Origin of the sequence: Geobacillus sp. WSUCF1 (assembly GCF_000422025.1) — a bacterium.
In the GTDB taxonomy this organism is placed as follows: Bacteria; Bacillota; Bacilli; order Bacillales; family Anoxybacillaceae; genus Geobacillus; species Geobacillus zalihae.
The window spans coordinates 1-1,622 of sequence record NZ_ATCO01000305.1; the positions used below are offsets into that span (position 1 = coordinate 1).

At 33.6% G+C, this 1,622-nt stretch carries 2 protein-coding genes; both read left to right on the forward strand.

Going from position 1 to position 1,622, the window contains the following annotated elements:
* Positions 1–600: 600 nt before the first annotated feature.
* Positions 601–951, forward strand: coding sequence for a DUF3221 domain-containing protein (locus I656_RS00035; RefSeq protein ID WP_008881771.1), 351 nt, complete (start codon positions 601–603; stop codon positions 949–951).
* Between the two features lie 484 nt (positions 952–1,435).
* Entirely contained in the window at positions 1,436–1,618 is a 183-nt protein-coding gene (locus I656_RS19630; protein WP_235048685.1) for a serine protease, read from the forward strand.
* The last annotated feature ends 4 nt before the right edge of the window (positions 1,619–1,622 follow it).

Below are 1,622 nucleotides of genomic sequence, written 5' to 3' on the forward strand. Positions count from 1 at the left end.
ACTTGACAGGGATATGTTCAGTGAGAAAGGGGCTATTTTTATGTCCTTATTCAAAAGTTTAGAAATACCAAGTAACAGGCAAATCATGCTCGCTCCCCATAATACCCCTGCCTTTCCTAAAAGAGTGGAAATTTCTACTGATGCCTGCGTATGATTAAGGGGCAAAAGTAATCGCTCTTAATGCAAAATATACTGCAATTGAGAACAGTATAAAATGAGTGAAAATCCAGAGGAATTCCAAAGGGAAATTACGGTGATAATTGCAATAACCATTATTATTGAAAAACCACCGATTAACAGAACAGTTGCTCTTGAAATTCAAATTAGAGGTATTTAGCCAGCTACTCCCGGAACCGAACCCCCCTCCAAAATTTTTATTTGTTACTTTATGATTATCTCCGCAATGGTCGTGGTAGCGAATAACGATGTCATTGGAGAAGATAATGACATCCTTTGGGAAATACCTAGGAATTGGGCTCACTGAATATGCTGAATATGTATTACTATAAAATGCTCTGTTATCTTGGGAAGGGAAAACTATGGATCTATAGAAGATAGACCATTATATAACACAAAATATAAAAGCTAGGAGGCAAGCGTATGGAAAGATATATTTTAGTGAGTACTATTTTAGGTCTTATATTATTATTATTTTTCTTTAGCGAATATAGAACTAACCAATCTCTTAATCAAGAAGCTACTTTGGAAGGTTTTATAATTATGAAAGAAGGGGAAGTATATTTAGTTGAAGATCCAGATTTTGTTCAGGAAGACGCAAACAAATTAACAATACAGGAATTAAGAAGAAAATATAATATGAGTAAGTTATTAATTAAGGGGTTTGGTACTTTGAGGGGAATAGAAAATGGACAAAAAGTAAAAGTGTGGTATTCAGAGATTTTAGAATCGTATCCGGGCAAAGTCGAAGTTATAAAGATTGAACCTATGTAATTATAATTTTCAAAATAATTGAAATATATGAACTATTTGGTTATAATAACTTTGAAAAATTCATAAAGGGGGGCTACTTTATGAAAAAAAATTGGATTTATCATTTTAGTAATGGTTGGGTTTATCATTTCGCCCATAATTAATGCTCCAGAAACCGTCAACGCTCAAAAAAATAGTAATAATGCTTATGACATGATTAATTCAAAAGGTGAAGTCATTAAGTATGAAGACTACATAAAAAAGTTAAAGAATTCCAAATCTTTAGTCACAGAAGGCTCGGAAGGTACCGGTGAAGTTCTTCCAAAAACAGAGATAAATACGGATTTCAAAAAAAAATAAACCTTACAAATATAATTTAACCCCTGAAACAACATATATAGGTGGTAAATCTCCAAATGAATATTTCCCTCAGGTCGTTATTGGTGCTGATGGTCGTACAAAGGTTTCCAATACTTCAGTCACTCCTCACAGACAAATCGCGTACATTGAATTAGAATTTAGAGATGGTTGGTATACTTGCACAGGAACTGTTATTGGGAAAGATAAAGTCCTTACAAATGCACATTGTGTTATGGATGTTACAAATCAGTCTGGTGCGATAAACGGTTATGTATATCCCGCTGTCAATAATAATACGTATTCATATGGGGTATACCCGTGGTGCTAGTTGA

Coding starts and splice junctions, on each gene's coding strand:
- I656_RS00035 (WP_008881771.1), top strand. CDS start 601: ATGGAAAGATATATTTTAGTGAGTACTATTTTAGGTCTTATATTATTA.